This is a genomic window from Pseudoalteromonas luteoviolacea NCIMB 1942, assembly GCF_001625595.1.
Taxonomy (GTDB): Bacteria; Pseudomonadota; Gammaproteobacteria; order Enterobacterales; family Alteromonadaceae; genus Pseudoalteromonas; species Pseudoalteromonas luteoviolacea_A.
This window is the reverse complement of record NZ_AUXT01000216.1, coordinates 80,284-104,989: the sequence shown is the minus strand read 5'-3', so window position 1 is coordinate 104,989 and position 24,706 is coordinate 80,284. Positions and strand designations below refer to the sequence as shown.

17 protein-coding genes are annotated in these 24,706 nt (G+C 43.2%); 12 read left to right on the top strand and 5 right to left on the bottom strand.

The features are described 5' to 3' along the window. The first annotated feature begins 45 nt into the window (after nucleotides 1-45). Nucleotides 46-531 carry a MarR family winged helix-turn-helix transcriptional regulator gene (locus tag N482_RS22860; protein ID WP_063379243.1) on the top strand — a complete coding sequence of 162 codons (486 nt, stop codon included), beginning with the start codon at nucleotides 46-48 and terminating at the stop codon, nucleotides 529-531. A 5-nt stretch (nucleotides 532-536) separates the two neighbouring features. Here N482_RS22860 and N482_RS22855 read toward each other — a convergent pair whose 3' ends face one another. The 3 genes from N482_RS22855 to gorA all read right to left on the bottom strand — a co-directional run bounded on the left by N482_RS22855 (nucleotide 537) and on the right by gorA (nucleotide 5,179). Next, a complete protein-coding gene (locus N482_RS22855; RefSeq protein ID WP_063379242.1) occupies nucleotides 537-2,489 on the bottom strand; it encodes a BCCT family transporter in 1,953 nt (650 codons plus the stop codon). Between the two features lie 300 nt (nucleotides 2,490-2,789). Continuing rightward, on the bottom strand, nucleotides 2,790-3,719 hold the full coding sequence (locus N482_RS22850; protein WP_081251194.1) for a substrate-binding periplasmic protein: 930 nt from the start codon (nucleotides 3,717-3,719) through the stop codon (nucleotides 2,790-2,792). Between the two features lie 101 nt (nucleotides 3,720-3,820). Continuing rightward, entirely contained in the window at nucleotides 3,821-5,179 is a 1,359-nt protein-coding gene (gene gorA / locus N482_RS22845) for a glutathione-disulfide reductase (RefSeq protein ID WP_063379240.1), read from the bottom strand. A 153-nt stretch (nucleotides 5,180-5,332) separates the two neighbouring features. Between gorA and prlC the strand changes: the two genes are divergently transcribed. From prlC to N482_RS22825, 4 genes are all read left to right on the top strand, one after another. Then, on the top strand, nucleotides 5,333-7,378 hold the full coding sequence (gene prlC, locus N482_RS22840; protein ID WP_063379239.1) for an oligopeptidase A: 2,046 nt from the start codon (nucleotides 5,333-5,335) through the stop codon (nucleotides 7,376-7,378). A 126-nt stretch (nucleotides 7,379-7,504) separates the two neighbouring features. Beyond that, nucleotides 7,505-8,659, top strand: a complete 1,155-nt coding sequence (locus N482_RS22835; RefSeq protein ID WP_063379238.1) for a response regulator transcription factor — start codon at nucleotides 7,505-7,507, stop codon at nucleotides 8,657-8,659. 76 nt (nucleotides 8,660-8,735) lie between these two features. Then, entirely contained in the window at nucleotides 8,736-9,503 is a 768-nt protein-coding gene (locus N482_RS22830; RefSeq protein ID WP_063379237.1) for a class I SAM-dependent methyltransferase, read from the top strand. A 200-nt stretch (nucleotides 9,504-9,703) separates the two neighbouring features. Next, on the top strand, nucleotides 9,704-11,626 hold the full coding sequence (locus tag N482_RS22825) for a methyl-accepting chemotaxis protein (RefSeq protein ID WP_063379236.1): 1,923 nt from the start codon (nucleotides 9,704-9,706) through the stop codon (nucleotides 11,624-11,626). A 288-nt stretch (nucleotides 11,627-11,914) separates the two neighbouring features. On the opposite strand, the gene N482_RS22820 is transcribed toward N482_RS22825, so the two are convergent. Further along, nucleotides 11,915-14,047, bottom strand: a complete 2,133-nt coding sequence (locus N482_RS22820; RefSeq protein ID WP_063379235.1) for a S8 family peptidase — start codon at nucleotides 14,045-14,047, stop codon at nucleotides 11,915-11,917. A 366-nt stretch (nucleotides 14,048-14,413) separates the two neighbouring features. Between N482_RS22820 and N482_RS22810 the strand changes: the two genes are divergently transcribed. The 5 genes from N482_RS22810 to N482_RS22790 all read left to right on the top strand — a co-directional run bounded on the left by N482_RS22810 (nucleotide 14,414) and on the right by N482_RS22790 (nucleotide 20,383). After that, nucleotides 14,414-15,601, top strand: coding sequence for an NAD(P)/FAD-dependent oxidoreductase (locus N482_RS22810; RefSeq protein WP_063379233.1), 1,188 nt, complete (start codon nucleotides 14,414-14,416; stop codon nucleotides 15,599-15,601). Between the two features lie 61 nt (nucleotides 15,602-15,662). Then, nucleotides 15,663-15,932, top strand: coding sequence for an SDR family NAD(P)-dependent oxidoreductase (locus tag N482_RS22805; protein WP_419555064.1), 270 nt, complete (start codon nucleotides 15,663-15,665; stop codon nucleotides 15,930-15,932). Between the two features lie 214 nt (nucleotides 15,933-16,146). Next, on the top strand, nucleotides 16,147-17,175 hold the full coding sequence (locus tag N482_RS22800; protein ID WP_063379231.1) for a cytochrome-c peroxidase: 1,029 nt from the start codon (nucleotides 16,147-16,149) through the stop codon (nucleotides 17,173-17,175). Further along, nucleotides 17,172-19,523 (top strand): hybrid sensor histidine kinase/response regulator, encoded by a 2,352-nt coding sequence (locus tag N482_RS22795; protein ID WP_063379230.1) that lies wholly within the window; start codon nucleotides 17,172-17,174, stop codon nucleotides 19,521-19,523. Before N482_RS22800 ends, N482_RS22795 begins: the two co-directional genes overlap by 4 nt. Nucleotides 19,524-19,828: 305 nt before the next feature. Continuing rightward, nucleotides 19,829-20,383 carry a hypothetical protein gene (locus tag N482_RS22790; RefSeq protein ID WP_063379229.1) on the top strand — a complete coding sequence of 185 codons (555 nt, stop codon included), beginning with the start codon at nucleotides 19,829-19,831 and terminating at the stop codon, nucleotides 20,381-20,383. Here the strand turns inward: N482_RS22790 and N482_RS22785 are convergent. Next, on the bottom strand, nucleotides 20,369-21,286 hold the full coding sequence (locus N482_RS22785; protein WP_196765374.1) for a LysR family transcriptional regulator: 918 nt from the start codon (nucleotides 21,284-21,286) through the stop codon (nucleotides 20,369-20,371). The two genes, N482_RS22790 and N482_RS22785, sit on opposite strands and share 15 nt — an antisense overlap. A 96-nt stretch (nucleotides 21,287-21,382) precedes the next feature. Here N482_RS22785 and N482_RS22780 point away from each other — a divergent pair, with 96 nt between their 5' ends. Together N482_RS22780 and N482_RS22775 are read left to right on the top strand one after the other, a co-directional pair. Beyond that, a complete protein-coding gene (locus N482_RS22780) occupies nucleotides 21,383-21,904 on the top strand; it encodes an SRPBCC family protein (protein ID WP_196763552.1) in 522 nt (173 codons plus the stop codon). A 288-nt stretch (nucleotides 21,905-22,192) separates the two neighbouring features. Beyond that, a complete protein-coding gene (locus N482_RS22775) occupies nucleotides 22,193-24,616 on the top strand; it encodes an ATP-binding protein (protein WP_081228197.1) in 2,424 nt (807 codons plus the stop codon). Nucleotides 24,617-24,706: the final 90 nt, after the last annotated feature.

The window sequence follows — 24,706 nt, the reverse complement described above, 5'->3', positions numbered from 1 at the left end:
ATTATGATTATACTGCGATTGTCGTTGTATTTATTGGTTATAAAAATGGAAAAGTACGAAGAACTCTTAGTATCGATAAGAAAAGTCATTCGGGCGATTGATCTACATTCTAAACAGTTGAATAAATCATCAGGTTTGACTGGGCCACAACTATTGATAATGCAAGAAATTGCTCGCGTAAAAGGGGTGACAGCAAGCCAAATTGCTAAAAACGTAAATCTAAGCGCTGCGACGGTGACAAATATTTTGGACCGATTGGAAAGCCGAGGGCTTGTTGAGCGTGTAAGGAACTCGCAAGACAAGAGGCGTGTTAGCTTGTTTTTATCACAACAGGGGAAAGGGCTATTAATTGATGCCCCCCAGCCTTTACAAGAACACTTTATTCAGAACTTTTGTGAATTAGAGGAATGGGAGCAGTCTTTATTACTGTCATCGATGCAACGTATTGCAACCATGATGGATGCTAATGAGTTAGACGCTGCACCAGTGTTAGAAATTGCCCCTATGAGTCAGAACGAATCCGGCAAATAAGTGCGCTACTCGCGTAGCACATTTAAAAAGTGTAGGTGTTTTTGGTACTGTGACAGTACATCATTAATAATGGCGGTTTCTGACCAGCCCATAATATCGTAATTTTGCCCGCCTTCACTTAAGTGCACCTCTGCACAATAATATGAGTCACTGTCTGTTACATCACTTTGAGTAAAATCAGGCTGTAGACGCTTATTTTTATACACTCCATAAACAAAATCGTGCTCGTCACCGTGATGAACTGTAAGAATAACTGCCGAGTTATGTACTTTCACCTCAGCTTCTAGCTGATTATTCTCAAACTCATCTCTGATTTTTTTCAGAGCCGGTTTGGCTTCTTTCAGGATAAACTTGTCGACTTTACCTTTAGCTGGCGTCGCAATGAGTAGCGCCAGACTCTCTTGCCATGTTTGCTCATCATTTACTTGGTTTTCAAAAGTCATAGGCATGGTTTGTGCGCTGCGCTTAGCATCGTCCACTCGTAGGGCGCTAATTAGGCCGTAGCAGGCGACCAATAGCACAATAGAAAATGGCAGAGCACTCGCTATGGTCAACGTTTGCAGAGCATCTAATCCGCCTGCAAGGCTTAAAGCGGCTGCAACAATCCCAACACCAATAGACCAAAACAACCTTTGCCAAAGCGGTGTGTCGTTTTTGCCGTTAGAGCACAACATGTCTATGACCATAGCGCCCGAGTCACAAGAGGTAACAAAGAACACCACAATCATGATAATTGAAAGTCCAATTAGCATTTGTGACAGTGGGTAGTTTTCTAAAAATACAAACAAGGCTACGGCCGAATTGTTGCTGACCATTTGTGAGATGTTGGTTAAACCCTGCTCAAAAATCATCGACAGGGCAGAATTACCAAAGATAGTCATCCATAATAAGGTGAAGGCTGTTGGAATACAGGTCACGCCAATCACAAATTCGCGAATAGTGCGTCCTTTAGAAATACGGGCGATAAACAATCCTACAAACGGTGCCCAAGCTAGCCACCAGCCCCAATAAAAAATAGTCCAACCACCTATCCAGTCTTTCTTTTCATAGGCGAATAAATTAAAGGTGGTTGAAACAATATCGGAGAGGTATTCACCAAAATTTTGTACATAGGCTTGAAGTAAAAACACGCTAGGGCCAATAAAAAATATTAACGCCAGTAGCACAACGGCCAAAATCATATTCGTTTGAGAGAGGATCTTAATGCCTTTATCTAGCCCTGTGGCCACTGAAATAGATGCCAGCGCGGTGATACCTATCATAATGAAGACTTGATTGAGCGTTGAAACCTCAAATGAAAACAGATAAGCCAGCCCAGAGTTGACTTGAGCTGCTCCCAAACCAAGCGACGTGGCTACACCAAAAACAGTACCAACTACCGCGAAAATATCTACGGCATGGCCGGCCCAGCCATTTATGCGATCGCCAATAATCGGGTAGAGGGCGGAGCGCAGTGTTAAGGGTAAGTTATGTCGGTAGCTAAAGTAAGCGAGGATCATAGCCACGATGGCGTAAATTGCCCATGCGTGAAAACCCCAATGAAAGAATGTGATTTTCATTGCTTCTTTAATTGCTTCGAGTGAACCGCTTTGTTGTGATGGCGGAGAAACAAAATGCATTACGGGTTCCGCGACGCCAAAAAACATCAGCCCGATCCCCATGCCTGCGGCAAAGAGCATTGCCAGCCAAGTTGAAAAGCTATAGTCGGGATCGGAGTGGTCTGGCCCAAGCTTTATTTCGCCAAATCGAGACATACTAAGATACACGACTAGGCCTAAAATAATTGCCACCGTTAACACGTAAAACCAGCTGGCGTTTTGAGTGATGGCTGACTGAGTTAACGAAAATAGGGAGGATGCGGTCGTTGGACTGAATACGGCAAAAATGACCAGTACCAGCACGACGGCCGAGGAAGTATAAAAAACGGGTAAATTTAGAGACGAGTTGTCTTTTTTCATAGTGAAACTCTAATTATTAGATCACGAATAAATTTGTTTTGTGGCGAGGCGTATTGTAGTTAGATGTATCGGCGCTAATGAATTGCCTTATACCTTCAGACATGAACCCCATTTCAAAACATAAAGCGCTAATAAATTTAGAGCTCTAATAATTAGTATTGTAACTTTTAACCATGCATAGATAAAGGAAGGCATCGTTTGTGCTGCAAGAATAATTAAGAGAAGTGGGCTTCTTAGCTTTGTAACGAGCAAGCAGTGAGGAGAAATGGTTTTAGCTGTAACTAAATTAGGGATGATTAATTATTCTAGTTCCTCTTGAAGTTCTGGTTGAATAGACTGACGCAGTTGCTCTTCGAGCTCAGCGGTATAGAAAGGGACGTAGCGCTGTATGATTTCAAGCCGTTTACCTGTTTGATTGAGTTGCTCAAGTGCGCTTTGCCATTTTGCGATAATGTCATCTGGCGTCATTAGCGAAAAAGCTATGTATACGCCTTGAGCCGGCAATTGAATATTCATCGCTTTGAGATGTGATAAAGGGTGTCCAGCTAAGCTGAGGACCTCACGGGTATTCATCAGTGATAGCATAGTGCAATCAAAGCGGCTTTTCGGTTGGAGCAATAGCTGAATAGCCCCCACTTGGCTTTGCGTCTCATGATAAAGGATTTGGTGTTGAGCATATAATTCAGAGTCACGAACTTTATGTTGCGTGATACATGTAGCCTCACTGTGCTTTATATCTTCTAAACTATTAAACTCTCTTGTGTCTTTCGATTTTTGATAGAGTACAGGGCCGTCAAATAGCAAAGGGCCCACCCATTTGAACCGTTCGAGTCTTGCCGGTGTTTTCGCCACGACCAAATGTGCTCGATGGTAGACGATAGTTTGTCGATACCTTGCACTGACAACTTTAGAGCCCTTTTCTAACATTTTGATGCCACGTGCAAATGAGCTGATTTGAACTGAATGCTGACGCCCAAGCATCTGTTCAAGTTCATGAAAAATATCCACAATAAACCCACTTTGTACTTCACCATGATGGGTAATGATAAATGGCTCTATTGGGTGCGCTGATACCAATAGTTTATGTCTATAAGTCTGGGCATGAGCTGGTTGAATAAAGGCCCACATATATATCAAACCGGCAATCCAAAGTGCTTTCATAAGTGCTTTCATGACATCAAGGTTTGTATGAGTATTGTGGCCAGAGTTGGATTTGTCTAATTTACTCAAGGGGTGAACAAAGATTAGACAAACAAAAGAGTCAAATGAAGTTATAAAATTAATAGGACCATGTTTTCAATATAGCCCTATTTATAGATTGAGCGAAGCGGTTACCTCATCGTCACAAACTCTTCAGAGCCTGTTGGGTGAATGGCTACCACTGAATCAAAGTCTGCTTTGGTTGCGCCCATCTTCATAGCAACACCAAAACCTTGGATCATTTCATCAACCGCAAAGCCAATACCGTGCAGACCTACAACCTTTTCTTCAGGGCCTGCGCAAACCAGCTTCATTCTGCAAGGTTGACGGTGTTGTGTCACCGCCGTGTACATGGCTGCGAAAGTAGAATTGTACACTTTGACGTTGTCCTCGCCGTACTCTGCAATAGCTTCTGGCTCGGTAAGCCCAATGGTACCAATTGGAGGGTGGCTGAACACAACCGTTGGTACAAGGTTGTAGTCCATTTTGGCATTCGGCAATTCCGGGTTAAATAGGCGCTCTGCCAGCATACGACCTGCTTTTACAGCTACTGGCGTTAACTCAATACCGCCTTCCATGATATCGCCCAGCGCGTAAATACCAGACACAGATGTATTTTGCCACTCGTCTACTTCCACATAGCCTTTATCAGTGATTTCAACATCGGTAGCTGCTAAGTTGATTTTATCTGTTACCGGCTCGCGACCAATTGCCCAAATCACTTGATCAACTGTGTGTGATTCGCCGTTTTCGAGATGTAGTGTTACTGAACCATCAGCCTCTTTCACGAGTTCTTCAGGTGTTGCATGAGTATGTAAAGTTGGCCCTTCCTTCTCCATCACTTCAGTCAGTGTTTCAACGACCATAGGGTCAAAATTACGAAGCGGTGCATGTTTACGCACAAATAAGTGGGTTTCAGTGCCTAGACTATGTAGTACACCGGCTAATTCAACGGCGATGTAACCCGCGCCAACGACTGCAACGCGGCGCGGTTGTTCGTTTAACTCAAAGAAGCCATTTGAATCGATACCATGTTCAGCCCCAGGGATATTTGGCACACTTGGGCGGCCACCAACAGCAATACAGATATGATCGGCTGTATATTGTTCGCCATTGACTTCAATGGTTTTATTGTCGATGAATTTGGCAACCCCGTTAATAACTGTTACGCCATTACTTGCAAGGTATTTGTTGTAACCTTGATGAATACGACCAATATAAGCTTCACGGCTTTCCACCAATTTGGCCCAGTTAAAGTTTTTTAGCTCAACATCAAAGCCGTAGTCTGGCGCATAAAGCTTGATGGCTTCAGCAACCTGAGCACCGTGCCACATAACTTTTTTAGGTACGCAGCCTACGTTAACACACGTGCCACCCATATGTTTTGCTTCGACAAGTGCGACTTTAGCGCCACGCATTGCCGCACGGTTAGCTGATGCGATGCCGCCACTGCCACCACCGATGGCAATGTAGTCAAAATGTTGAGCCATAATTTTTCCTCTTCTGAATTCGCTGAACTAGTCTTAAGATGACAGATAAAATACGTCATTACTTTCAACTAGGTTAGTAAGTTTTACTTGTATTTGCGCTATTAGCCCTTATTTCAAGTTTAATTGGGAAATAAAAAATTTAAGAGAGACATTATGAGTAACCCATTAATTGGTTTAGAAGGATTACCGCCGTTTTCAAACATAAAGTCAGAGCACATTGTTCCTGCATTAAAAGCAGCCATTGAACACTGCCGCAATACCATTGACTGTATTGTGGAACAGGACCAGTTTACATGGGATAACTTTGTTCTGCCCTATGAAGAAGCAGACGATAAGCTTTCTAGAATGTGGTCGCCAGTGTCTCATATGAACTCTGTGGTAAATAGTGAAGAATTAAGGCAAGCCTATGAAGCGTGTTTACCGCTTATCTCTGAGTATTCAACTTACGCTGGCCAACATCAAGGTCTGTATAAGGGTTATTTGTCTATTCAACAAAGTAGCGACTTCGACATGCTGTCAGTCGCGCAGCGAAAAACCATTACAAATGCCCTAAGAGATTTTAAGTTATCGGGTATTGCCTTAGATGAAGCTGGCCAAAAACGCTATGGTGAGATCAGTGCACGGCTTTCTGAGCTAGGTTCAAAGTTTGGTAACAATGTGATGGATGCCACACAAGCTTGGCATTTACATGTAACGGGTGAAGCCGATCTTGGTGGGTTGCCGGAATCGGCTTTAGCGCTTGCTGCGCATACGGCACAAAGCAAAGAGCTTGAAGGGTGGGTATTTACATTAGATATTCCTTCCTATTTACCTGTGATGACTTATGCGGATAATCGTTCTATGCGCGAGCAAATGTACCGAGCTTATGTAACTCGTGCATCTGGTCAAGGCCCTAACGCAAATCAATTTGATAACTCAGAATTAATGACAGAAAAGTTAGCTTTGCGACATGAAATTGCGCAATTGCTTGGGTTTGAAAATTATGCGGAGCATTCTTTGGCAACTAAAATGGCAGAGTCTCCAGCACAGGTCTTTGAGTTTTTGAATGACTTGGCAAAAGCATCTAAGCCGCAAGCTCAAAAAGAGGTAGCAGAGCTACAAGCGTTTGCGAAAGAGCAGTATCAGGTGACTCAGCTCGAAGCGTGGGACTATGGCTATTATGGCGAGAAGTTAAAACAAGCCAAATACGCAATTTCGGATGAGCAATTACGTCCTTACTTCCCAGCTGACAAGGTCCTCAGCGGGCTGTTTGAAACGGTCAATCGCTTATTCGGTATTTCAGTAACTGAAGTCAAAGAGTTTGATACGTATCATGAAGACGTGCGCTTCTTTGCTATTCACGATCAGCAGGGCACATTACGTGGTAACTTCTATTTAGACCTATACGCACGAGAGCATAAACGCGGTGGTGCATGGATGGATGATTGCCGAGGTCGCAGAGTATCTGAAAGTGGCACACTACAAACACCAGTAGCTTACTTAGTGTGTAACTTTAATAAGGCTGTAGGGGACAAGCCTGCATTATTTACGCACAACGAAGTGACAACTTTATTCCATGAGTTTGGTCACGGTATTCACCATATGCTGACACAAGTTGACGCACCTGCTGTTTCGGGTATCAATGGGGTTGCTTGGGACGCCGTTGAATTGCCGAGTCAGTTCTTAGAAAACTGGTGTTATGAAGTGGAGGCGTTGAACTTTATTTCAGGTCATTATGAGACTGGCGAACCACTCCCTAAAGAGTTGCTAGACAAGTTACTAGCGGCTAAAAACTACCAGTCAGCGATGATGATGCTCAGACAAATTGAGTTTTCATTATTTGACTTCCATATTCACGCAGATTATGACGCTGCACAACCGTGCCAAATTCAAGCGACATTGAATCAAGTCCGTGATCAAATTTCGGTTATTAAAGCGCCTGAGTTTAACCGTTTTCAGCATGCGTTTAGCCATATATTTGCGGGCGGTTACAGCGCAGGATACTACTCTTACAAGTGGGCCGAAGTACTCTCAGCTGACGCGTTTTCACGCTTTGAAGAAGAAGGTATTTTCAATGCGCAAACAGGTAAATCCTTTATGGAAAATATACTGGAAATGGGTGGCTCTGAAGAGCCTATGGCATTGTTCCAGCGTTTTAGAGGGCGTGCACCTCAGGTTGACGCATTGCTCCGCCATAGCGGCATAGGAAAAGCTGCCTAATTACATAGCTAAGTCACTAATTGATATATCGAAGCGCCCGAATGGGCGCTTTGTTGTTTTTGCACTCGCAAAATAAGCGTTTCCGTCTATGCTTTGGTAAAGACCTGATCTTGTAGGGAAAGCCATATGACCAACTTAGTGCTTGCCATTGACGATGACAAGCTGATCCACCATGTTATCGAGCAGTCACTATCTCAAAACTGTAAATTGATCCATGCAAAAAATGGTGAACAAGGCCTAAGGTTAGCGATAAAGTATCAGCCAGATATTATCTTACTTGACGTTGAAATGCCCGGTATGTCTGGGTTTGAGGTGTGTGAGCGGCTCAAAGGTGGGGAGCACACGGTTGATATACCCGTCATGTTTTTGTCTTCAAAAGGGGACATTAGTGAACGAATGCGAGGCTACAATGCGGGCGCAGCAGATTACATAGTGAAGCCTTTTGAAGGGTCTGAGTTACTTGCTAGAATCAAAGTGTTAGATGACTATCGGCGCCAGTCGGTGGCACTTAAACAAGATATGCAGCGGGCGCAAATTACCGCTGAAATTGCCATGACAGACTCAGGCGATATGGGGCGCATAATGCGCTATGTGGGTCAGTCTTACCATGCTCATGATTTAAGTACCCTATCTGAGTACTTTTTAGAGTTTTTTACGCCACTCAATTTAGAAGTCGCGTTGGCATTTTGGTATCACAATCAGGCCGTGTTTTTTTCGCAAGAGGGAGCAATTCAACCCATAGAGCAAGAATTATTGGAAACCAATAAAGAGGGGAGTCGTTTTGTCGATTTTGGCCGGCGAACGATTATCAATTATCCAAAAGTATCTCTGCTCATAAAAAATATGCCAACTGACGACCCTGCACTTTATGGTCGGTTTAAAGATTTATTACCCCATATATTGGAAGCGACCAACGCCAAAATAAAAGACATGGAAGTAAGCGAGGTAGCGCTTAACAAAGTGGAAGAAATTGGCTTGGCTTTTGCTCAACTCAGTGAGCAACTAAGTTGTATTGGTGAAGTGTATGGCACCAAAGTCTCTGAGCTGGAAGCATTTGTAAAACAAGATGCTGTTAAACAAGCCTTAGGGGAAGAATATAAAGCATCAATTGAAAGCCTTTGCGAGCACTTTGCCTTTGTGAATGACGAGTTTTCAATTATCCGATATAAACTGGGAGAAATAACTCAAGTGCGTCAGGAGCTCATTCAAAGCCTCAATCAAATGGCAAAACCTTGGGGAGAAGAAGAAGTCCCCGCGCAAACAGATATTGAGCTGTTTTAGCATCACTGAGCTGATGCATTCTTTTTTCTCTCATTAAACGTTATACTCTGCAGGCTTAAACAACAGGAGTCTGCAGTTGTACATTCATACGCCATTTTCTGAAAACCGCACTTACCTAGATGAGCTAACTCAACGCTTTAAACTGAGCGCTTTGACTGAACTCGATAACGATTTTCGGCTTGTTTACGATGAAGACGGATTACAGCTATTTAAAAAGGACGAGCCTAAGCTGGGTGCAATTCGAGTCGACTTTGTAACCGGAGCGAGCGCTCATAGGCGTAAATTTGGTGGCGGTAAAGGGCAGGCGATTGCCAAAGCGGTTGGCTTAAATAAAGGCGTGACACCTGTGGTGCTAGATGCCACAGCAGGGCTAGGTCGCGACGCATTTGTGTTGGCATCTTTGGGTTGTAAGGTGCTTATGCATGAAAGGCATCCAGTTGTTGCTGTGCTTTTATACGATGGGCTACAACGCGCTTATCAAGACCCTGAAATTGGTGACTGGATGAAGGAAAGCATGGCCATTGCTTTTGGTTCGAGCCATGAACTACTTGAACAAGCCACAAGCGATGCATCATCAAAACCGGATGTGGTGTATTTGGACCCCATGTTTCCACATCGTGAAAAGTCGGCACAGGTTAAAAAAGAAATGCGGGTATTCCAGTCTTTGGTAGGCGCTGATGATGATGCCGATACATTATTACCCTTTGCCACAGCGCTTGCGACAAAACGCGTGGTAGTTAAAAGGCCAGATTATGCGCCATTTTTAAATGAGCAAGCGCCAAGTATGCAGATCACCACCAAGAAAAATCGTTTTGATGTGTACGTTAACGCGGCCATGAAGTAATGACATGAGGCCGTCTAAAACTTAATTTTTAATTGTAATCGCATACAACCTTCAAAAAACTGTCAAAGTTGTACACAAAAAGCATACGTAAAAAGTATGCTTTTTCACTTGGGTGAACAGGAACTAAACAATTTACATCAAACTGTCATAAAACATTAATAGTCTAGCGCTGAAATCAACTGATAAGGCCTGTAGTACATATGCGTGTTTCGTCTTTCACCCGGTTGCTTGCTATTTTACTAGCGACAGCCAGTATCATTCTTGCGGTAACTTTATTTTGGGCAAGCCAAGTATTTAGCAAGTTGGATCAACAGGACAGTGCGTATACGCAGTTAAAAAATACGGTGTTGATTGATCTCGCAGGCACAATTGAAGACTATTTAAGTGCGGGAGATAGCCAGTATTTAAACCAAGCTAGTGAACAAATTAGCACCATCAAGCGCGTACATCTATCTGAAATTTCCTCTGATGTTATGTCGAATATGGTGCAGCAATTAGATGAGCTAGATGCAGATATACAAGGTAAATACCGAGCCTTGGGCAAACTATCTGGCAATGAGTTAGCTCTGCTCGACAACGCCTTGAGACAAATGGCAGGCTCTGCATCTTCGTTGATGAATTATGTAGCAGATGCGAATGGCCATGTACTCAGTGCGCGCTATTACTCACTGGCGTCAGACTATTATTTTGAAACAACAAACTTAAGTATTTACACCTATCAACTGGTGCTTCACTACGATAAATCAACCCAGCAGAGCTTGAATCAATCGCTTAATCGACTACAAGAACTTGCGCGTCAAATTGAGCGCCTAGATGACTTGGGCGTGATGACCGAAGTAGATGAAGACGAGCTGTTCTTGGGTGAAGAGCCAGAAGATTTAGCTCAGGAAATAAAGGCTGAACTTACAAGCTGGCCAAATCGATTTAGTCGCGATTTACAAAACACAATTGTGCAAGCACAACAAAGACAGCAGGGGATCACCGCACTAAGAGACGATATCAAACAGCTTTCTGCTTTGATGTTAGAAGCGGGAGAGCTGTTAAAGAGTGAGCAAGTTGCCGTTAAATCTCAGGTGTTTACTATATTTGGTGCAGCGATTGGTTTACTTGTACTTTTAGCCGGTGGTATGTATTGGGTGCAGTTTAGCCAAGTGCTTACACCACTGCGCAACTTACGTGACGGCTTTGCATTTCTAATCGAAAGTAATGAGCTTAAACAAATCAAGTGCAAACGCGCTAATACCGAGGTTGGTGAAATTGCGCAGTACTTTAATCAGCTGATTGAAAGACAGCGCACAGAAGCGCAAGAGCGTGAGCAAATGCTGCAAGTCATTAACGATTTTATGCAGGGTATGAATCGAAACTTGGCCAGTATTGGGCATCAGTCTGAAAATACCTATGATCAGGTTGAACATAATCAAATACAACTCGAAGAAATTAAAGTCATTGGCGGCGAAGCTAGCAATATCAACCAGCAAGTTGCTGACAACGCCAGTGATACCTTTAACGCTATGACACAAAGTGTTGGATTTGCTGAGTCCATGTTGAAGGCCAGTTCCAGTACACAGCAGCGTGTAGAGCAGGGGTTGAGTAGCCTAAACGAACTCCTTGTGGGTGTTGAAGATGTGGGTAAGGTGATTGAAATGATCCACACTATTGCAGAACAAACTAACCTTTTGGCTTTAAATGCAGCGATTGAGTCTGCTCGCGCGGGAGAGCACGGTCGAGGCTTTGCAGTGGTTGCCGATGAAGTCAGAAAGCTGGCTCGTCAAACGCAAGAGTCATTGACGGATATTAACGAGCAGTTGAATATTTTAAGTGACAATTCAAGCAAGGTGTCTAACCAGATCAGCGCACTGGCTTCTGAGGCACAGCAACAAACAGAGCATGCTCAGGAACTGAAGCGTAACTCTGAAGGCGTGGCAGGGCGTGCCCAAGGTGCAAGCCAAGTCGCAGCAGATGCGATGGCATTGTCGAATAAGCAAACAGAGCTGGTGGACAGTTTTAGTAGCTCGATGGCGTCAATGAAGCAACAGGTCAGCAGCTCGAACCAGCAAATTCAGCAAATTCAGCAAAGTTTAGAGCAACAAATGGCTCAGATCAGACACAGTCTAGGCCTTTAAGTAAGTATTAACGTGAGAGTAAGCGAAAGGCCAAACTTCTGTTTGGTCTTTTTTATGTGTTCATAATTTAACTGCTATGACAGGGCAATTCTACGGTGACCCCAAACCTGATTCAGCCCTCAAAGATATGCGCAACTTAGACAGTAAAAGATATAAGTTCTGTTAATTAAAGTGGTTCTATTTACTTTGTGCAAAAGTCACAGCCTGCGGCCATGATTTAACTCTAAACCGCACGCACAAAAAAGGCCGAACAATGTTCGGCCCATATTTACTGCAAGTTATAGGGGATTACTTATATTGAGCGTCTAGTGTCACACCTGAGAATGTGCGGTACGCTCTTACACCAAAGTGCCAAACGCCAGCAGCTGGGTTTGTGATGGTACATGTTTCAACGTTACCACTTTCGTAAGGACGACATTGGTAAGTTGAAGTAGAAGGTACAGCACCTGGATTTACATAAAGGTCTGCATCACCTGAGCCACCAGAGATTTTCACTGTAAGGCTAGACATACCAGCTGGTACAGTTAGTTGGTGACGGCTCCAGCTACCTGTTGATGCTGAAAGATTGTTTTCAGTAAGGCCACCTGGTTGTGTAGTACCTGAAGTTTCTGCGTTAGCAACAAGGCTTACACCACTGTATGCAGAGTAGCCGCGCATCATTACATGGTAAGTACCTGATGGGTTGTCAATTGTACATACTTCGTTGTTACCACTTTCGTAAGGACGACAGTCGTAAGTTGAAGTTGTAGGTTTAGAACCAGCTCTTACGTATAGGTCAGCGTCACCTGTACCACCGCCCATAGTGAAGGTGATTTTGCTTGCATTTGCAGGCGTTTCGAACGTGAAGAATGCTTCAGCGTCTTTTGCACCGCTCAGGCCTGTTTTCGTTTCACCGTCAACAAGCGCGTTGTCACCTGGGTTTGTATTACCGTTACCAAGTGCCATATCTACCGCGGCATTTGCATCTACAATACCAGTACCACAGTTGGTACATGTTGCAGGGAAGCTACGAGTCGTGTCTTTTAAGATTGTTTCGATTTCATCTGGCGTAGCAGTTGGTTTAGCTTGCTTAATTAGTGCCGCAATACCTGCTACGTGAGGTGCTGCCATAGAAGTACCTTGCGAGTAGCTGTAGCTATCACTTACAGGTGTGTTGCTACCAGAGTTGTAAGTTGAAAGAATACCTTCTGGGTCGTTAGCAAAGCTTTGCGCGCCACCAGGTGCTGCAACATCGATAGAAGTACCGTAGTTTGAGTAGTATGCACGGCCACCGTTACGGCCAACAGATGCAACGTTTACAACACCAGAACAGTTACCTGGGTTGTAGTTGTTAGCGTTGTCGTTGTCGTTACCAGCAGCGATGACAACAACTGTGCCGTTAGCACGGGCTTGGTTGATTGCACTTTGAGTCGTAGAGCTACATGCACCGCTGCCACCTAAACTCATGTTGATTACATCAGCTGGGTTTGCGTTTGCAGGTACACCTGATACTGAACCACCTGAAGCCCAGATGATGCCGTCAGCGATATCAGACGTTAAACCACCACACTTACCAAGTACACGTACAGGTACAACTTTAGAGTCGTAAGCAACACCCGCAACACCTTCACCGTTGTTTGTGACAGCCGCAACTGTACCTGCAACGTGTGTACCGTGCCAGCTTGAGTTGCGTGCGCTGTGTGTGTAACCACACTCGTTTGCAGTGACTGCATCACCTGGGTCACGTGCATCGTTATCACGACCGCCACCGTCATTTGCTACAGATAGGTTAGAGATCATGTCATAACCTTGCAGGATATTCGGGTTTAAGTCAGCGTGAGGTCGGTAACCTGTATCTAGTACCGCAACAACTACGCCGCTACCTGTTGCTTTATCCCAAGCTGCTGGTGCGTTGATACCGCCAGCTGCTTCAAAGTAATGCCACTGAGAGCTGTAGCTAGGATCGTTTGGTGTCGCAAATGGTTGTAACATCTGGTCAACTTCAATGTGCTCAACGTTGCCAGATGCGATCATGTCTTGCATGAACTTTTGTGTTTCAGCCGCGCTTAGTTTTTTGTCTGCACGCATTACGTGGTGGTTTGAAAGCGCCATCGGACGAACGTACTGCGCTTTAGCAGCTGCACGCTTGCTGTTGAAGCCCTTCACGAAACTGCGAGCGCGAGTGTTCATCATTACAGGTGACATATCTGCGCTTGAAATCGACATGATGTCGCTGTTGTTATTTTTGTATTTGATGATGAACTGAGTGCCAAACCCGGTTTGTGATTCTAGTTTTTGAGCGAGCTTTGCTTGGCTAGGTACGCTTGGACCAAATTGTTCTGCTTGCATGTTTGCAATCTCTGGTAGTGCCATTGCGTTTGCAGATAGTAGTCCTGTTACTGCAATAGAAAGAGCAGCTAGTTTGAAATTTCCTGTTGTCATGTTTTTTACCCTTTTTTTACTTGTTGTTATCTTGGCAACCTTTATTCGCCAAGAGGTTAACAAAAGTAAACTCGGTGTGATTTGTGTGAAAGTATTGTTTTGTTATTTACACTATTGTTTTGGTTATAAGGGGATGGGTAAAAGTCTTTATTATTTCATTATCATTATGTTTTTATTAAAGTTTATCAAATTATTCTCGGTTAAAGAATAAACTACCTCATATTGTAAATGATTGTAAATGATTTATCCCATATTCTAAAAAGTGATAAAAATATGTCTTTTTGGTTGTGTTTTAAACTATAAACTCCCCCTTAAGCTTAAAAATAGTTATAATTGCGACATAAGTTTTTCGTTTCAGAGTATACAATGTTGCAATATGACGTAGTGATCATCGGTGCTGGTGCAGCTGGATTAATGTGTGCGGCGCAAGCGGGCTATCGTGGACGCAAGGTGGCTGTTGTTGATATGGGTAAAAGAGTGGGAAGAAAAATTCTCATTAGTGGCGGTGGACGTTGCAATTTTACCAATGAAAATGCCAGCCCAGAAAACTACCTGTGCGCAAATCCTCACTTTGTGAAGTCCAGTTTAAGTCGTTACACCCAGCATGATTTTATTGAGTTGGTTGACCGTCATGGGCTTGCCTATCATCATAAAACACTCGGTCAATTATTTTGTGATAACAGCGCACAAGACATTGTGGATATTCTGATGACTGAATGCGAATGGGCTGGGGTCGAAGTCTTCTTGCGAAACGAGGTGCTTAAAGTGTCTCGCGATGAGCAAGGTACATATATAGTAACAACGTCTGATCATACGTTTACCTGTGAATCTTTGGTGGTGGCTTCTGGCGGGCTCACTATGCCAAAGCTGGGAGCATCCCCAATCGGGTATAAAATTGCGGAGCAGTTTGGCTTGCAGTTATTACCGACTACCGCTGCATTGGTGCCTTTTACACTGCATGATCATGACAAAGCGCGCTTTGAAGGGCTTTCAGGGATCAGTGTCGACAGTTTAGTGACCAGCGAAGATGGCACACAATTTAGAGAAAACATCTTATTTACACACCGAGGCCTATCAGGTCCTGCTATTTTACAGATCTCATCATTTTGGGAGGCGGGGCAGGCGGTGAGCATCAACTTGCTCCCAAACACTAACATTGCAGAGCTATTACATGATTGGCGCCAAAACCAAGGGCAAAAGTCACTAAAAAATCTACTTGGCCAACTATTGCCCAAGCGTTTTGTTGATGCGCTAATTGCAGAAAATACCGTACCAGATAAACCCGCTAATCAGCTTTCTCATGGCGAGATCGACATAATCGCCCGCACATTAAGCGCATGGCAAATAAAGCCTAATGGCACTGAAGGCTACCGGACCGCAGAAGTAACATTAGGTGGTGTTAACAGCGATGAACTGAGCTCCAAAACCTTTGAAGCGAAAAAAGCCAAAGGCCTCTTCTTTATTGGCGAAGTGACCGAAGTCACCGGCTGGCTTGGTGGTTATAACTTCCAATACGCTTGGTCAAGCGGCTGGGCATGCGGGCAGGTGTGTTAGTGATTTGATTTGAGTTAATTAAAGCGAAGACAATTTAAATTGGAACGAAGACAGTAGTGATTTGCATAGGATGTTTGGTGTCAATGTATTAGCACTATTGAATACGATGCAATCGGTACTTGCGCCAATGAAAGCGCGACGTGGCGGTACAATTGTCTATGTCAGTTCAATTGCTGGTAAGAAAACGTTTCCAAACCATGCTGCATATTGCCAGTACAGCATTGTTCATTCAAGAGCAACCCCAGCAAATGTGTATCCGAGAGATCTAAATTGCTACAACGCGCCAACAACCTTAAGTTTTTTGCTCGGGTCGGTCAATGTCATATTTTGACTACGACATTGACCGACCAAAGCCATTTATTATTAGCACCGAAATCAGATATTACAGCAGTTGAACGCCACGTTTCTTCGTGAATTGAGTGTGGCTAAATTACCGCATAGTTATTCCACTCAGTTCATAAATTAAACAAGCACTTGGGTGTGTTGTGTCTATACTTATTTGTATCTAATCTTAGACGAAATAAGAGTTCAGCAAGGATGTATAAATGAGTACAAGATATGTGTTGCTGATCACTGGCTTACTAATATGTGTTTGTCTCAGCCTTGTGGTTCAGTTTCATAAGACAGAGCAAAAATATCGCTGGAAGCAAAATACCGAACGCAGCGTCATCAAAATGCGGTTTTTAGAGCGTGCAGTTGATGCCCCCATTCAACCATTACCTAAGGTGATGGAATACGATTTGGCGTGGGCCAAACTGGGTAAGGCGCTATTCAAAAGTCCGTTACTTTCGGCCGATAACTCCACTTCTTGCGCCTCGTGTCACGACTTGTATAACGGGGGGGATGATGGGTTTCCTGTTTCAGTGGGCATCAAGCAGCAATTGGGCGAGCGCAATTCTCCAACGGTGATAAATGCGGTTTTCAACTTTCGTCAATTTTGGGATGGCCGCAGTTCAGATTTAATAGAACAAGCACCTCAACCTATTCATAATCCATTTGAGATGGGAACTAACTGGGCACAAGTGATTGACAAGCTCAGTGCTCAGCCCGGTTTTGTCAGTAGTTTTAATGTCCTCTCTGAAGAGGGGATCACAGAGCAAAACATCATCAAAGCCATTGTGGCTTTTGAAGAGTCTTTGGTTTCCGAAAATACCCCTATTGATGCGTTTTTACTCGGTGATACCAATGCACTGAGCCCCCAACAAAAAAGAGGATATGATAAGTTTGTTAATTATGGTTGTGTAACTTGCCATCAGGGGCGCAATATTGGTGGCAATCTATATCAAAAAATAGGCCGGTTAGACAGAGTGCCTACGAGTTTGCAGGATGATTTTGGTCGATATGAATTGACTAAAAATGAACAAGATAAATTTGTATTTAAAGTGCCAAGTTTGAGAAATGTCGCCTATACATCTCCTTATTTTCACAATGGCTCTGTCGATGAGCTGGCTGATGCAATCCGAATTATGGCAAGAGGGCAGTTGGGCCTAGAGCTTAGTGACGAGGATGTCGCAGATATTGAGGCACTTTTACATGCTTTTTCTGGTGAATTACCGAGGTCTTTGACAGAGTGAAATATCTAATCGAAGCAATACTGCTAGGGTTGATATGGTTTTTTGGCTTTGCCGCCATTGACGCTTACCACCTTCTTAATCGACACCAACATGAGTTGGAATTGAAAAGCCGCCTCAATTTGGTGGCAACGGAGCTATCACTTGAAACTCTGTCTGCGATGGATAGCAATATTTACCATTTTGACAGGCATGCGCAAAAGCAATTGGAATTTGAGCGCTACCTCAATGAATTGGCTTTAAATAACTTATTAAACCAAGAACTTGCCACAGAGTTAGATAAGTTACAGGAGACTATCGACACCTATATGCAATTGGCTTCGATGCTAAAAACATCATATCGATACATCGTTAAGCAAGAGTTGGTAAGCGCAGAGTATGCACCTCAAGCACAAAGTGTAATAAGCCGTGTGGTATCACTTATTTCTAATCTAATGGTGGCTAACTCCATCCCGGTGATTGAAAATGTTGGTGCTCAACTTGAAGCGATCTTGCCGACGCTTAAGCAACTAGAAGCAGCGGAGCCTAGATTTAGGATAATGCGACTACATGTTGAGTTTGTTCTAGAAAACGCGCTACAGGCTTCGAACTTATTAGTGCCCATTCAAGAAAGTGAGATTTCTCGTGTCATTTTAAAAGATAACCAGTTACTGGGTGAGAATATCAAAGATACTTACTGGGAGATGATACGTTCTATCATTCTGCTTTTGGCAGTGATCTTTTTGTTGGTGATCACCGCTTTGGCTCGCTTGATGATGGATTTGAAAAAGGCGAATCAATTGGCCAATCAAGCCGCTGAAACCAAGTCTCTATTTGTATCGAATATGTCCCATGAAATTCGTACTCCAATGAATGGAATTCTAGGACTGACAGACATTTTGCTTAATACTGAGCTTACATCTATACAGCGTAACTACCTTGAAAAAGTGCGCTTTTCGGCTAATGCCCTCACAACGATCATTAACGATATTTTAGACTTTTCTAAGATAGAATCTAAAAAGCTACATATAGAATATGTGCCTTTTCAATTTGAAGACTTACTCGATAACTTACGTTCTTTGATAACGCCGATAGCAAATACGAAAGGGATCAAACTGATATTTGATTTAGACCCGGAGTTGAACGACCAATATGTGGGTGATCCTGTTCGCATTAATCAGATTATGCTCAACTTTGCCTCCAATGCGGTCAAATTCACTGAGCAAGGAACAGTGACGCTTAGCGTTCGTAACAAGAGCAAAGAGCATGGCAAAGAGTGGGTAGAGATCTCAATCATAGACACCGGTATTGGTATTGCAGACGATAAGGTTGCATTGTTATTTGAACGATTTACGCAAGCAGAGTCATCCACGACAAGAAAATATGGCGGCACGGGACTGGGGCTAACGATTTGTAAGTTATTAACGGAGCTAATGCATGGTGAAATTCATGTTGAAAGTACTTTAGGGCAAGGCTCTAAATTTACAGTAACATTGCCGCTGGATACCGTGTGTAATGAAGAACCTGAAATCGTGGTGAACATGCGTGGCTCGATGTTAATCGTGGAAGATGACCCAATTTATTTGGAAGTCAGTACTAACATAGCGTGTTCATTGGGCTTAGAGGTGACTGGTGCTACACGAGGGAGTGAAGCACAGTTGTGCTTGTCTGAATCTCAATTTGATATTCTACTGCTTGATTGGGTACTACCTGATTACGAAGCTAATGAGCTGCTTAAAAAACTCGAGAGCCTCAACGTACTGCCAAAACGGGTTGTTATATATACGGCGCATACAGAAGAGTTCATTAAAACGGATTTGGATTATCCTATTTTGTATAAGCCACTGCTTAAGCGTGACTTAATTGATGCGCTAACTCGCCCCTGTGATGGAACGACTAGTACTGCTAGTATTGGTGGTCGGGTAACAGGCCGTGGTGAAGCGACTAAGGCGACAGGTGACGTATCATCGGACGTATTACAAGGCTCTCAGCTAAGGGTGTTACTAGTTGAAGACAATGAGATAAATCGAATTGTGGCCTTGAAACTACTTGGGCGTATTAATGGGCTAGAAGTAGACGTTGCTGTAAACGGGCAAGAAGCGGTGGATGTCATTAATACCTGCGACGGTGCATTTGATATGGTGCTTATGGATATTCAAATGCCTGTAATGGACGGTGTAGAAGCCACGAAAGTTATTCGGCAAAGCTATGACGCAGATACACTTATCATTATCGCATTAACGGCGAATGTGATGCAGTCAGAAATTGATAAATATTTTGCAATTGGCATGAATGGCCATTTAGGTAAACCTTTCAAAATGAGTGAGTTAGAAGATGTGTTTAAACAGCATGCAGATTTAGCCGATCAATAATTGATATAACTGCCCAAAGAGCAATCTCATCAATTGGCATGTCATTAAGGCTGTCACAATGCTCATGGCGAGAATAAGTTTTTCAAACAATTACATTAAGACTTTAAGTTACCAACCTTGTAACTACCTACGTTATAGAGGCATCAGGAACAAAGGTGATGCGGCTATCTCAAATTGTTTCAGAAACAAAATATGGCTAAGTTGAGCTTGTGATTAGTCCTTTATGCTGGTGACTAAACGCAATTACCTTTGTAACAGCGGCGTGATTCATTATTATTCTTCAAAAAATGATTAAGGAAAATTGGATGCGCATCATATCTATATGTAGTTTGTTAATGCTTGTTGGCTGTACTAGCACACAGCTAGCTCAAACATTTGTTGAAGACAATTGGCGTTATGCCACAGACCCTCATGGTAGTCAGGTGATCTTAGAAGAACCCTTAGTTCAGGATAACAGGGTGAAAATTGGGTTTGATAGAGTGCCCCGTGTAGACAAAGCAAATAACTCTTGGGTAGAACTCATTTACGATATCCCCGCAGGTAATTTGAGCGGGGTATCGAGTATCGAGTTAACCTATCAAAGTGATCGGCCTTTAGTTATTAAACTGTCACAAAAAGACTACGGTGGCGAAGGTGATAAAAGCTATGCTCACTATCAAGTTGTATTGCCGATTGCTGTGACACAAACCTCTGCTCACATTGATATCACAAGCTTTACACGCCCTGATTGGACACCCGACTGGTCATTAGATAAAGGCGTGGTTAAATCTTCTGTGTCTGCATTGTACTTTGCACCAAATTTGACCGATAAAGCAGGTGGTAAAGCCCACATGTCCATCTATAAACTAGCTCTGCATTGATGCTTCTTGGCCAAGTAGTAGGTTGTTTTGTGCGGCAAATAAGTCCACAAGTTGTGTTTTGAAGGCGCGGACCCGAGCGACTTCTCTAGAGTCGTGGTGGGACAGCATCCAAAGATCAAATGCTATGTCTGGCTTACAGCTTGGCACCCTGATTAATTCTGTGGTTTTATCTCCGATAAAGCAGGGTAAACGGGCTATGCCCATCCCTGCTTTAGCTGCTTCGACCTGCATAGCTGAATGATTTAAACGGCAGATAGTCCCCAAATGTGCAAACGGCGAGGTTTTTAGCCAGTCAGGGTAACGACCTAACTCTCCCCAGCCAATGAGTTTGGCGCTGCTTTGCTCAGTCCAAGGATCATGCTCTGTCAAATAGGCCTGCGTGGCGTAGTAACAGGTGGCAATTTTGCCTACCATACGGCCTATTAAGGGTTCTGGCGGCATCATATTGTTGGGCAAAATCCTAAGAGCGATGTCCACTTCTCGTTCGTTTAAGTCCATAACTTGGCTTGATAACACCACTTCAATATCTATATCTGGGTAGGTTTTGCTGAATGAAGTTATCATCGGCATAAGTAAGTGATTGGCTATCGCATCTGAGGTCGTAACCCGTATTGCGCCGCTAAGCTGCGCATCAAGCCCTTGAATTAAATTACATGCCCTACCTATAGCTGACTCTGCCTGCTCTGCAAAGTTCACCAAGGTTTCGCCTTGCTCTGTCAATTTAAATCCTGATACATCCCGCAGAAATAGTTTAGTGCCTAAATTTGACTCTAACTGGTCTATACGTCGTGTAATAGTTGAATGGCTACTGCCTAGCTGCTGAGCAGTGGCACGTGCACTACCACTTCGTACCATGGCCAAAAAGTAGTGAAGATCCTGCCAGTTAATGTTCGATTTTTGCAACGTAATGTTCCATTAATGTCTGTATCGTATCGTTTTTAGTCCGCTTATAGTTGCATCAGACAGTAAATTAAGCAAATAAAAATGGTAAGCACTGCTATGAATATACATAACAAACAGACAATTAATGCACCTATCGAACAAGTGTGGAAATTAGTCGCTGAAGACTTTGCAAATGCGTATAAATGGATGAGTGGGGTTGTGCATAGTTACGAGATAAACCATGGCCTAAAAGGCGAAACACCGGTTGCAGGGCGCGTATGTAACTTAGAAAACCACGAGAAGCCATTTCATGCTGTAGAGAATATTTTGCGCTTTGATGAAACATCACACACTTTAGTTTTTGAGGTGATTCCAGTCAAAGAGCGAGGTCCTAAATTGCCAGTTGTAAAAAACAAAGTGACGATTGAGCTGACGGCTACATCCGAGGGGCAGACTATAGTGTATTGGCATAGCAATGTGACATTAAAATTGATAGGGAAGTTGCTGTATCCAATTTTAAAGCTGGGTCTTTATAAAGCATTTTCAGATATTTTGCAGGATTTGAAGGCTTATATAGAAACAGGCAACCCCAGTAAACGCAAGGTAAGCTCAGACAAAAAGTTGCTAGCGGCGACTTAGTCACAGCGTATCTTTGCTCATTGGCGGTAAAATGCAAATACATTCAGGTGGGGTATTTGGACGAGTGACCTAAGTACTTTGATACAACTCAAAGTTGAAAATTTACAGTTTTTGACGATGCTTAAAGGACTGAATGTTCACCTCAGCAATATTAAAAAGGTTCGTATACTCAGACTGTAAGCACTGCCTGACATACTGTTCTTCGTTGTATTGCCGATTAGGGTGTGGAGCGTAGCTATTGATGTATCACTTCCTCTTTTTTGTTTCGAAGCGCATAGTTGGGCGGTAATGAGCATAAAATACCGCCAGACACCTTGGTTCATGCCTCCTGTATCAGCTTTTTTGGTGCTGATGATTTTGCTTTACTTTAGTGTAATGGAGCAATCAAATCTAATTGAAAAAGAGCTGTTTGAAATAAAGGAGCAACGGGCATGGCAAGCCGGTTTCATTGCTGAGCGCATAGAGCAGAGGCTGCGTTATGCATCAGCATCTTCATTTCGATTGGCTAAAGCCGTACAAACTCACTTAGAACAAGAAAATTTAAACACAAAAAATAGCCTTGCAAGTATAACCCAGCCCTACCCAGATGGTTCAGTTCGAACGCGAGAAGCTGTATTTAGCGGCCTTGAACAAGCGGGTATTTTTTTGCCAGCAGACGTTGCGCTAACAGCTGAAAAGTCGCGGCACCTAATGCTTGTCAAAGAAACCGTTGAAGTGTTCGGGCAAGGGGCACTATCTAATCAATTTTCAGATACTTGGTTTATGAGCGAAGATGGTGGCATTGTCATTTACTGGCCTCAAGAGCCGGATTTCGTTTTCAAAGCGCCTAAAGGGTTTAGCTATTTAGGCAGTGCTTGGTTGATACCCAATGCGCCGCCAGATACATATTGGACCCCTTTGATGCAAGACCCAATACCAGATCTGTTGATGTTGTCGGCAGTGACACCGGTATATGTCAACGGGGTATGGCGTGGCTCAGTAGGACACGATATCACGCTACAAAGCTTGCTTGATAATGCGAAGCTGTTAAAAGGCGAGCAACAAAGTGAGTTTATTCTACTCAATGAAAAAGGTTTGGTCGTTGCTTCTGATATCGAGGGGTTATTGCAAGTGGGTAACGACCGAGACTTCAATACTCAGGTTATGGTGCGTGATTGGAATGAGGCTTATCAACGCCTTTGGTCCCACAGTGCCGCTTATTTGGTCCATAAACAACGGCTTTATACGATGTCTACGATTGACTCTCAAGGTTGGGTATTTATGACATCCATGCCACTACAACCTGTTACTGATAAAATTAAAAGTGCATTTACTGCATTACAGACCATGGCTTTTCTGAGCATTGCGGCGGAAGTCATCATTTTAACTCTGTTGTTTGCGTACTTTCATCGGCGTAATAAAGCGTATGTCAAACACCTCAAAGATGCATCAGCGTCGTTGGCTGAGGAGAAACTTCGTTACGAAACGTTAGTGGATAAAATTCCTTCTATTGTGTATCGATGCAAGAATGATAAATATTGGACCATGCTCTATTTAAATGGCGCAGTGGAGTTAGCAACGGGCTACCATGCCGAGGACTTTATTAACAACAAATCGTTGGCATTTGCCGATATTATCTGCCCCGATGATCAAGGTATGGTATGGCAAGTTATCCAAGAGACGCTCGATACCAGTGGGCGCTTTAAAGTGGTTTACCGAGTTATTCATAAAAATGGGCAAGTGCGATGGATGATCGAGCGAGGAGGTTATAGCGATAACCAAAAGCACATTGAAGGCGTGATAACAGATATTACTGAGTTGAAAGAGATTGAGCAGAAGCTTAAAGTTTCAAATATGACATTGGATGAAAATGTGGCCTCAAAAACCGCTGAACTTCAAATGGCCAATGAACAGCTGACCGAGAAAACCGCAAAACTGCAAGACTCTATTCTGACATTACAGCAGACTCAAAACGAACTCATTGAAGCAGAAAAAATGGTCTCCATGACGAGCATGGTGGTTGGTATGGCTCATGAAATAAACACACCGCTTGGGAATATTGCCACCGCTGAGTCCACCATTGCTTCGAAAGTTGAACAGCTACAGTATGCCCTAGCACATGATCAGCTTAAAAAATCGGACTTAGTGCAAAGTTTAGAAGTCATTCAACTAAGTCTGAAATCGAATGATACGAGCCTGAACGCGTTGTTGAGCCTCAGTGAGCGGTTTCAGAATTTGCATTACAGCCATGATGTAAAGCTAGAGCGAGGTGAATTTCAACTTAAGTTATTGGCAACGCAAATTGTCGAGAAGTTTGCAGCAACACTTGGACGTAAAAATATTCAATTTGATATTAACATTGATGATGGCCTTAATTTGCGTGGCTCGATTGAAGCCATTGATGAAGTACTCACTAAACTGATTGAAAACTCACTCAAACATGGTTTTATATCTTTAGATTACGGGCATATCTGGCTAGATGCCCATTTTGATAAGCATTTGCACGCAGCGGTAATCACGTATCGTGACAATGGAAGCGGTATCTCACCTAGCATCGAAGGTAATATTTTTATACCTTTTGCCTCGCAAGCACTTAATCAAGGCGGAGGTGGTTTAGGGCTGAGTCGAGTTTACAATATTATTCGAACTGAATTTAACGGCAAAATAGAGCTTCAAACGCCTGAAAAGCAACAAGGCGCGAGCTTTGTGATCACACTGCCCTTAGCGAAGTAGTTAAGTTAAATCATGAATGTCCTTGTTTACTGAAATTTTAGAAGCTCTGCCAAATCTCTAACTCACTTTATAGAAATTTATTATTTTAAG

What these genes read in the sequence shown, in the direction of transcription:
- N482_RS22860 (WP_063379243.1), top strand. Translation starts at nt 46, where the DNA reads ATGGAAAAGTACGAAGAACTCTTAGTATCGATAAGAAAAGTCATTCGG.
- N482_RS22855 (WP_063379242.1), bottom strand. Translation starts at nt 2,489, where the DNA reads ATGAAAAAAGACAACTCGTCTCTAAATTTACCCGTTTTTTATACTTCC.
- gorA (WP_063379240.1), bottom strand. Translation starts at nt 5,179, where the DNA reads ATGGCTCAACATTTTGACTACATTGCCATCGGTGGTGGCAGTGGCGGC.
- prlC (WP_063379239.1), top strand. Translation starts at nt 5,333, where the DNA reads ATGAGTAACCCATTAATTGGTTTAGAAGGATTACCGCCGTTTTCAAAC.
- N482_RS22835 (WP_063379238.1), top strand. Translation starts at nt 7,505, where the DNA reads ATGACCAACTTAGTGCTTGCCATTGACGATGACAAGCTGATCCACCAT.
- N482_RS22825 (WP_063379236.1), top strand. Translation starts at nt 9,704, where the DNA reads ATGCGTGTTTCGTCTTTCACCCGGTTGCTTGCTATTTTACTAGCGACA.
- N482_RS22820 (WP_063379235.1), bottom strand. Translation starts at nt 14,047, where the DNA reads ATGACAACAGGAAATTTCAAACTAGCTGCTCTTTCTATTGCAGTAACA.
- N482_RS22810 (WP_063379233.1), top strand. Translation starts at nt 14,414, where the DNA reads ATGTTGCAATATGACGTAGTGATCATCGGTGCTGGTGCAGCTGGATTA.
- N482_RS22800 (WP_063379231.1), top strand. Translation starts at nt 16,147, where the DNA reads ATGAGTACAAGATATGTGTTGCTGATCACTGGCTTACTAATATGTGTT.
- N482_RS22790 (WP_063379229.1), top strand. Translation starts at nt 19,829, where the DNA reads ATGCGCATCATATCTATATGTAGTTTGTTAATGCTTGTTGGCTGTACT.
- N482_RS22780 (WP_196763552.1), top strand. Translation starts at nt 21,383, where the DNA reads ATGAATATACATAACAAACAGACAATTAATGCACCTATCGAACAAGTG.
- N482_RS22775 (WP_081228197.1), top strand. Translation starts at nt 22,193, where the DNA reads ATGAGCATAAAATACCGCCAGACACCTTGGTTCATGCCTCCTGTATCA.